General features: G+C 69.7%; 4 protein-coding genes. 1 reads left to right on the top strand and 3 read right to left on the bottom strand.

Translation table 11 applies throughout. The annotated features are described in order from the left end of the window. Positions 1-123: 123 nt before the first annotated feature. Complete coding sequence (locus PHC73_RS10215; protein WP_300127561.1) at positions 124-1,122, bottom strand: amidohydrolase family protein; 999 nt, start codon at positions 1,120-1,122, stop codon at positions 124-126. 74 nt (positions 1,123-1,196) lie between these two features. Beyond that, on the bottom strand, positions 1,197-4,247 hold the full coding sequence (locus tag PHC73_RS10220) for a CHASE domain-containing protein (RefSeq protein WP_300127564.1): 3,051 nt from the start codon (positions 4,245-4,247) through the stop codon (positions 1,197-1,199). A gap of 362 nt (positions 4,248-4,609) precedes the next feature. Between PHC73_RS10220 and PHC73_RS10225 the strand changes: the two genes are divergently transcribed. After that, a complete protein-coding gene (locus tag PHC73_RS10225; RefSeq protein WP_300127567.1) occupies positions 4,610-5,518 on the top strand; it encodes an alpha/beta hydrolase in 909 nt (302 codons plus the stop codon). A gap of 243 nt (positions 5,519-5,761) precedes the next feature. Here PHC73_RS10225 and PHC73_RS10230 read toward each other — a convergent pair whose 3' ends face one another. Next, positions 5,762-6,157 carry a DUF779 domain-containing protein gene (locus PHC73_RS10230; protein ID WP_300127570.1) on the bottom strand — a complete coding sequence of 132 codons (396 nt, stop codon included), beginning with the start codon at positions 6,155-6,157 and terminating at the stop codon, positions 5,762-5,764. Positions 6,158-6,457: the final 300 nt, after the last annotated feature.

The following is a 6,457-nucleotide window of genomic DNA, read 5'->3' on the forward strand; positions in this document are numbered from 1 at the left end:
GCCCACCCGCAGGACGTGGCCAACGCCGTGTGCTTCGCGGCGTCCGAACGCGCCAGCTACATCTGCGGCAGCGTCATCACCGTGGACGGTAACAGCACGCAGGGCGTGTATCTGTAGCGACCGTCAGCCGGGTAGGCGCAGGTACGCCCGCGCGTTGCCGCGCAGGATGGCGTCGCGCTGCGCGGGCGGCAGGCCAAGGCCGACGATGCGCCGGCCGGGCGCCGGCTCGCGGATGGCGAATGGGTAGTCGGAACCCACCATCAGCCGGTCGGCGCCGTAAAGATCAATCAGATACCGCAGTGCCAGGTCGTCGTAGACCAGCGCGTCGTAGTACATGCGCCGGGCGTAGTCGATCGGCGCGTGCGGCAGAAAGGCGTGCTCGCCGCGCAGGGTTTCCCACCCCGACTGCAGGCGCGGCAGCACCATGCCGAAGCTGCCGCCGCCGTGGCTGAAGCCGATCCGAAGGCCCGGGAATCGGTCGAGCAGGCCGCCGGTGATCATCGAGGCGACCGCAAAACCGTTTTCATTGGGGAACGCGATCAGCGCCTGCAGCAGCGGCGGGCCGATCACCCGATCCGCCCCGGCCGGGTGCAGCGCGTGCACGAACACGGCGAGATCATTTTCTACCGCCGCCGCGAAGAACGGCGCGTGGTCCGGGTGGCCGATCGGCTTGCCGTTGATGTTGCTGCCGACCTCCACACCCACCAGGCCGTACTCGCGGCGCAGCGTCTGCATCTGTGCGGCGGCGAGCTCGGGGTCCTGCAGCGGCACCATGCCGAGCCCGGCAAAGCGCTGCGGCGCCGCCGCCACCATGCCGGCGATGGTGCCGTTCACGTGCCGCGCCATGGCCAGCGCGTCGTCGGCGTCGAACCAGTACGACAGCAGCTCCGGCATGGGCGACAGCACCTGCATCTGCACATCCTCGGCGGCCATGTCCTGCAACCGCCGTGCCACGTCCCAGCTGTGGTCGCTCACGGTCCGAAACGGCTTGTCGCCGATCACCACCGTCTTGTGGCCGGGGTGATCGCAGGCGTGCATCTGCGGCCAGCGCTGGCCGCCGGCGCGGCCGGCGTAGGCCGGAAAATCGGCCGGCACGACGTGGGTGTGGACATCGATGGCCATGGGGCGTGACCTGTGCTGCGGTGGACGGGTGAATTCCGGCCGCCGATGGTACGCCGCCGGTGGCGCGGCGGTCGTCAGGAGTCGGTGGCCAGGTCCTGCGCCGGGGCCGGTAGCGCCGCTTGGGCGCTGCCGTCGTCGCCGTTGCCCGCGCCGTCCAGCGCATAGCCTTTTTGTCGAAACAGCCGCAGGCAGGCGTCGACCACCTCGGCATCGTAGGCGCTGCCGCGGCCGCGCTCGATTTCCTGCAGCGCCACGTCCAGCCCTTCGCTGAAGCGATAGGGCCGGTGCAGGGCCATGGCTTCGACCACGTCGGCCACGGCCACGATGCGCGCTTCCAGGATGATCTGGTCGCCCTTGAGTCCACGCGGGTAGCCGCTGCCGTCCAGGCGCTCGTGGTGTTGGGCGGCGATCAGCGCCACCGGCCAGGGAAAGTCGACGTCTTTGAGGATGTCGTAGCCGGCCTGGGCGTGGTCCTTGATCAGCGCGTACTCGGCATCGGTGAGTCGGCCGGGTTTGGTCAGGATTTCGACCGGTACCTGCATTTTGCCCACGTCATGCAGTTGGCCGCCCACGTCCAGCCCCTGCAGCACGCCGCCGGCCAGGCCCATTTCCGTGCCGATGGCCACCGCCAGGCGCGCGACGCGTTGCTCGTGGCCGGCGGTGTAGGGGTCGCGCCGCTCGACCAGGAGGGTCACCAGGCGCACGGTCTGCCGAAACGCGTTCTCGAGCTGGGCGGTGTAGCGGCGGATGTGCTGCGCGGCCACTTCCCGGTCGGTCAGGTCTTGTACTAGGCCGACCACGGCTGGGCGCTGCTGGTAGTGCGTGAGCGCAAAGTCGATGGCCACCTCCAGCGGGCTGCCGTCGGCGCGCAGCGCGGTCAGCAGCATGTGCCGGTGCAGCAGCTGCCCGGCCAGCACGCCGGCCAGCTGTTCGGTGACGCGGCCGAGATCCTTGGCGGCGACCAGTTGCCGCGGTGAGCGGCCGAGCAGGTCCGACGGGTCCTGGTAGCCGAACATGGTGCACAGGCGCGGGTTGACGTACGTGAAGCGGTCGTTCTGGACGATGAAGGCACCGGCGATGGACTGCTCGATCAGCGCCGAGAAACGCTGTTCGGCTTCGAGCAGCGTGGCCTGATGGGCGCGCGCGGCATCCTCGGCGGCGAGCTTGTCGAGCGCAAAGCAGATGTTGCTCGCCATCTCCGCCATCAGCTGCTGCAGGTCGGGGTCCTGCAGGTCGAGGTCGACGGTGTAGATGGTCAGCGCGCCGATCGCCTGCCCGCGCCGGCACAGCGGCAGCGCTGCCGCGGCGGTCCAGCCGTAAGGCGCCGCGCGCCGATGCCAGGGGGCGGTCAGGGGGTTGCTGGCGAAGTCGCTCACCCACACCGGGCGGTTCTCGCGCACCGCGGTGCCGGTGGGGCCGTGGCCGTGTGGGTCGTCGGCCGACACGCTGATTTCGATGCCGTCCAGGTAGTCGGTGCCGGTGCCGGCGCTGGCCGCCGGCACGATGCGCCCGCTGGCCGGATCGAGCAGGCCGATCCAGGCCATGGTCAGGCCGCCCAGCTCGACTACCGTGCGGCAGACGTCCGCGAACAGTTGCCGCTGATCGCGGCAGTGGGCGATGGCGGCGTTGCAGGCGCTCAGGGCCGCGTACAGGCGGCTGCGCGTTTCGGCGTGTTGCTGGGCGCGGCGCAGCTCGGACACGTCCAACGACAGGCCGATCAGGCGCAGCGGCCGGCCGGCGGCGTCGCGCTCGACCACCGCGCCGCGCGCCTCGACCGGAAAATAGCCGTCCTCGGCGCGGCGCAGCCGGTACTCGTGCCGGAACTGCTGCGCCGACTGATTTTGCAAGGTCTCGATGGCCGCCTCGGTGGCGGCCCGGTCGTCGGGGTGGATGCGCGCCAGCCAGGCATCGACGGGCTCATCCAGGGGCGCCGACGGCGGCAGGCCGACCACCTCGCGCCAGTGCGGCGAGAAAATCACCCGCCGCTCGGCGGGCCGGTAATCCCAGATGCCCACGCCGGCGCCTTCCAGGGCCAGATTCAGCAGTTGGTTGTTCTCGGTCGCCTGCCGTTCGCGCTCGCGCAGCGCGGTCTGCATGGCGATTGCGTTTTCGAGCGCCTGCTGCTGGCCGCGGATGCGCAGCACCGTCACCGCGAACAGCAGCACGCTGAGCAGCGTGCCGGCGATCGCGCCGCGCCAGTAGGCGCGGTAATCGCCGGCGGCGGCGAGCGTCGCGCGCTGCAGCGTCAGCTCCCAGTGCCGTCCGCCCACATCGAGCGGGTAGTGCAGCGCGTATGGCAATGGCCCGGCCGGCTGCGCCGGCGCGGCGTACAGCAGCGCAGCGTCGTGCGGCACCGTGCGGTCGTGCACGGACACTGCCGTGGCCTCGTCGAGCGGCAGCGGCAGGTCGGCCAGCAGCGCGGCGACCAGCGCGCGTGCGTCGCCGGCGCCGACCGCCCAGCCGAGCAGCGCGGCCTGGCGCTCGGCGGGGGTGTTGGTGGGCAGGCCGGGGCGATAGACCGGGGCGAACATCAAAACGGTGGTCGGCGCATCGACGCCGAGGTCCGGGATGGGCGTCAGCGGGCCGGTCAGCGCCACCTGGCCGCTGTCGCGCGCCAAATCCATGGCGCCGCGCCGGCTCGGCTTCGAGTACATGTCATAACCGAGCGCCTGCCGGCCGGGGCCGTCGGCGGGTTCGATGTAGACCAGGCTCGAATACAGCGGTCGTTGCCCGGGCGGAAACAGCGTGTAGGCCGGAAAACCCTCGGCGCGTACCTGCGCCACGTGCCGGCCGAGTTCGGCGGGCGTCAGAACGATCGAAAAGCCGATTGCCCGCACGCCCGGCAGGGTGCGCGGCAGCTGCAGTGCCCGCACATACTGGTGCCAGCCGGCGCGGTCGAGGCCCGTCGCCAGCGCCGCCGCGGCCGCCTGCAGCGCCTGCGTGCGGGCCGTCAGGCGATCCTGCAGCAGGCGGGAGACCGCCGCGCCGTGGGCCGAAAAATCGCGTTCAATGTGCCGGTCGACGTCGCGGCGCAAGGCGTGGCTGACCAGGCCGGTGGTGACCAGACCTATCAGCAATAGCCCCCAGGCGGGCCAGGCCGCCCGCGACGTCAAGAACCGAAACATGAGTGCGTGTCGTTTTTGTTTTCAGGAAACGCTGAAAAATCCCGCCGTGGAATTTTTCAGCTCGCCGCGGCGCAGTACACGCCCGCTCCGCGCACCTTGAATCAACTGGTTACGCCATTGAATGACGCCGGGGCATGTTACCCCCGGACGTCAATAAGCGTTTCCTCAACCGACGCGTATGCTCGATCATCTGTATCGTCCCGAAGGCTGTGGGTTGCATCGCTGCCGGCGCACTTCATGATCACGGTCAAGTTTGGCTGCGGTCGGCGCCGGTTGGCGCAGCGCCCCATTCGCGGGGGGCGCGAGGAAAAATTCCACGGACGGACGTGTTCAGCATTTGACCAACTGCAGGCCGTACGCGTATGTGGAAGACCATCCTGCTCACGCTCGCCGCGCTGGTGTTGCTGTCACCCGGCACCAGCGAAGCGGGTCTCGGCGCATGGTTCGCCAGACGCCTGCCCGGCGGCGAGTCGGACGCGGCGCCCCCGCCACCCACCGCCACCGTGGCCTACGGTGACGACCCGCGCCAGCGCATCGACGTGTGGCAGGCGCGCGCGCGCAATCCGGCGCCGCTAGTCATGTTCGTCCACGGTGGCGCCTGGAAATATGGCAGCAAGAACCACGCCGCCAGCCGCTGGCTGCCGGGACATCTGGGCGAGCGCGGTTACGCCTACGCCGCCATCGACTACCGCCTGGTTCCGGCGGTGACCGTCGAACAGCAGGCCGAGGATGTGGCCCACGCGCTGCGCGCGCTGCTCGACCGTGCGCCGCAGCTGCGCATCGACCGCAGCGGCGTGGTGCTGATGGGCCACAGCGCCGGCGCGCACCTGGTCGCCCTGGTCGGCACCGACGAGCGGTACTTGCGCGCGGCCGGCCTGGGCTTTGCCGACCTCGACGGGGTGATCGCCAACGACGGCGCGGCCTACGACGTGCCGATGCAAATTCACGACAGCCCGCGCCGATTACGCAAGACCTATATCGAGGTGTTCGGCAAAGACCCGGCCCGCCAGCTCGCCCTGTCGCCCGTGCAGCACGCCGCCGCGCCCAACGCCCGGGCGTTTTTGCTGCTGCACGTGCAGCGGCCCGACGGCGTACGCCAAGCCGCCGTGCTCGGCACGGCGCTGCGCAACGCCGGCACGGCGGTCGACTTTGCCAGTTTTCCCGGCAAGGGCCTGCGTGGGCATCTGCGCATCAACCGCGAGCTGGGCAATCCAGACTATGCCCCCACTGCGGTGGTGGACGCTTGGCTGCGCAAGACTTTCGGCCGGTAGGGGCGCAAGGCGGGCTACGCCGCGCTATGTCGCCATGCGTGTCCGAGGTCGGGCAGAACCATGCAGGAAGCGTGGTGCCGGTGTGCCCCGCGCGGGGCTCCCTGAATCAAGGGCTTACGCCCTCGATTCAGGCCGGAGCTGCCTGCCCCGGGCGGGATGCGCTGAATAAATCAGCGCATCCTCGACAGGCCGTTGAAAAACCTTTTTCAACGGCCTGTTAAATCAGCGCATCCGTTGAAAAATTCACAAGCTCTCGGTGCGGCTCTGGGTCAATGCCTGCCCCTCCAACGCCGCCCGCTGCGCCTCATCGAACAACCGCCCGCGACTGATGAATCGCATCCCCTGCGGCCCTTCCAGCGAGAACATGCCGCCGCGGCCGGGGATGGCGTCGATGATGATCTGGGTGTGTTTCCAGTATTCGTACTGGGCGGCGCCGATGTAGAACGGCTGGCCGCCGATGTCGCCGAGGTACACGTCCTGCGCGCCGATGATGAGGTCGCCGCGCGGGTAGCACATGGGCGAGCTGCCGTCGCAGCAGCCGCCCGACTGGTGGAACATCAGCGGCCCGTGGCGGGCCGTGAGGCACTCGATGAGGGCGAGCGCCGCCTCGGTGGCCACTACGCGCGGTGGGGCGGTCATGCGGGCTGCCTCCATTGTCGAGGCGAGGCCCGTCCGGGGCAGGATGCCCCGGCATGAATCGATGGCGGCTGCCATCGATTGATGCAGCGCGGCGCGGGCTTGGCCCGCGCCGCTGCGAACCGAAAAAGGCCAGGGATGGCGTTTTTCAGCACGTCAAAAGAACCCCAGCGCCTGCTCGCCGTAGCTGACCAGCACGTTCTCGGTCTGCTGGTAGTGGGCGGGCATCATCTTGTGGCATTCGCGGCCGATGCCGGACTGCTTGTAGCCGCCGAAGGCCGCGTGTGCCGGGTACCGGTGGTG

It is taken from the genome of Immundisolibacter sp. (genome assembly GCF_028696615.1).
In the GTDB taxonomy this organism is placed as follows: domain Bacteria; phylum Pseudomonadota; class Gammaproteobacteria; order Immundisolibacterales; family Immundisolibacteraceae; genus Immundisolibacter.